The following is a 1,520-nucleotide window of genomic DNA, read 5'->3' as shown; positions in this document are numbered from 1 at the left end:
TATGATGGAGAGAAGGTCAGTGGTCATAAGCCTTCGGTCAATGTATTATTCGACTCAGTCGCACAGCATTATGGGAAATATGCAGTTTCAGCTATCCTAACGGGGATGGGAAGTGATGGCGCCGAAGGTATGGAAAGAATACTTTCAGTGGGCGGTGCAACTTTTGCTCAAGATGAAGCAACGAGTGTTGTATGGGGAATGCCCGGCGCAGCTGTTAAACTTAACGCTGTGCAAAAAGTGCTCCCGATAAATAAAATTCGAGAAGCGCTACTTAAGGCTTGTGAAAGGTAGCGTTAGGAAATATCTATTTAGACAAAGGTGAGGCATAAATGTCAATCACATCAGTACTTTCAACGGATGATAACTCTCTAACTATTGCGATTAAAGGTCGCTTTGACTTTGCTTCGCATCAGAGTTTTTGTGACGCTTACGAAGGAAAAGACAACGGTGTTAGTGAATATCGCATCGATATGCGCGACGTCAGTTATCTAGACAGCTCTGCTTTGGGAATGTTGTTGTTACTTAAGGATCACGCAAAAGAAAATGTAAAAATCAGCATAGTTCACTGTTCTGATGAGGTAAAAAAGATATTCGAGATCTCTAATTTTAAACAGCTATTCGATATTCATTAAATTAAGTACCATTCTCTAAATAGCGGATATTGGCCCGATATTCGCATAATCCTCCCTAAAGCGTAGTGTAATCAAGTTAGACGACTAACTTGAGCGCCTACAATTCGCTTGTCCTAAAGCTATTTTTTCTAAGTCATAATTAATATGGCTTGAGCGAAACGGGTGGTTGTTGTTCATGCAAAATATATCTCTATCAAACCCTGTATCAGCAGGAAACGCACCAGCAGCGTCAACTAGCGGTCCAGCATTGGGCGCGAGCAGCGAACCGGGTGCATCACCCATAGAGGGTTCATTTGGTGCTACATTAACAGGTGTCTATCAGTCTTCTATAAGTCCTGAGAAACTTGATGATATTGCTGCTAAGCTTGAAGCTTTAGGGCTGGATTCAAGCTTCCTGGATGATATCAACGCATTATTGAGTGGCAATTTAATGTCTCTGGATGCGGCACAGCAAGGCATAGAATTGCCGGAAATGAGTACTTTTCTTTCTAACTCGCTGGCAGAGCTTGAGAGTGGTCTTGGATTTTCAAGTGATGACATACCCGAAGATGTGTTGGCATCTTTGCTAAATACGGTAAATGGGATACAACAAGCCCTTGCACCGGTAAGTGCTAACCTTCCACAAGCATTGACTGGGCTTGATTCAGGTGTGGCGCCAGTAAGTGTTTTGCCTGGCGTATCTTTTCAAAACCAGGATGCTAAGAAGTCTCAGGTGAACCTAAATACGGCAAACCAAATTCAAGCAGCTCCGCTTACCAATTCTAATATTGATTCAGGGCTTGGGTTGTCTCCTCAGAATTTGTCCCAAAATGGCAGTGCTAAGCTCAATTTGGAAGAGGAGGTTGTTAGTCAGGCATTGCAAGGTGAATCAAAGTTTAAGGCGATTGC

The 1,520-nt window shown here is 42.8% G+C and carries 3 protein-coding genes; all 3 read left to right on the top strand.

The annotated features are described in order from the left end of the window. Window positions 1-291 (top strand): CheB methylesterase domain-containing protein (locus A3729_RS17815; RefSeq protein ID WP_197475900.1); only part of this gene is annotated, 291 nt, incomplete at its 5' end. A gap of 38 nt (window positions 292-329) precedes the next feature. Beyond that, the gene (locus A3729_RS17810) at window positions 330-632 is read left to right on the top strand and encodes an STAS domain-containing protein (protein ID WP_068516558.1); all 303 of its coding nucleotides are present in this window, start codon (window positions 330-332) and stop codon (window positions 630-632) included. A 175-nt stretch (window positions 633-807) separates the two neighbouring features. Continuing rightward, on the top strand, window positions 808-1,520 hold a 713-nt coding region (locus tag A3729_RS17805; RefSeq protein ID WP_156497993.1), incomplete at its 3' end, for a hypothetical protein.

The sequence above is a fragment of the Oleiphilus sp. HI0043 genome (assembly GCF_001634935.1).
Note: the sequence above shows the minus strand (reverse complement) of the source record. Positions and strands in the feature narration are given on the sequence as shown.

What these genes read in the sequence shown, in the direction of transcription:
- A3729_RS17810 (WP_068516558.1), top strand. Translation starts at nt 330, where the DNA reads ATGTCAATCACATCAGTACTTTCAACGGATGATAACTCTCTAACTATT.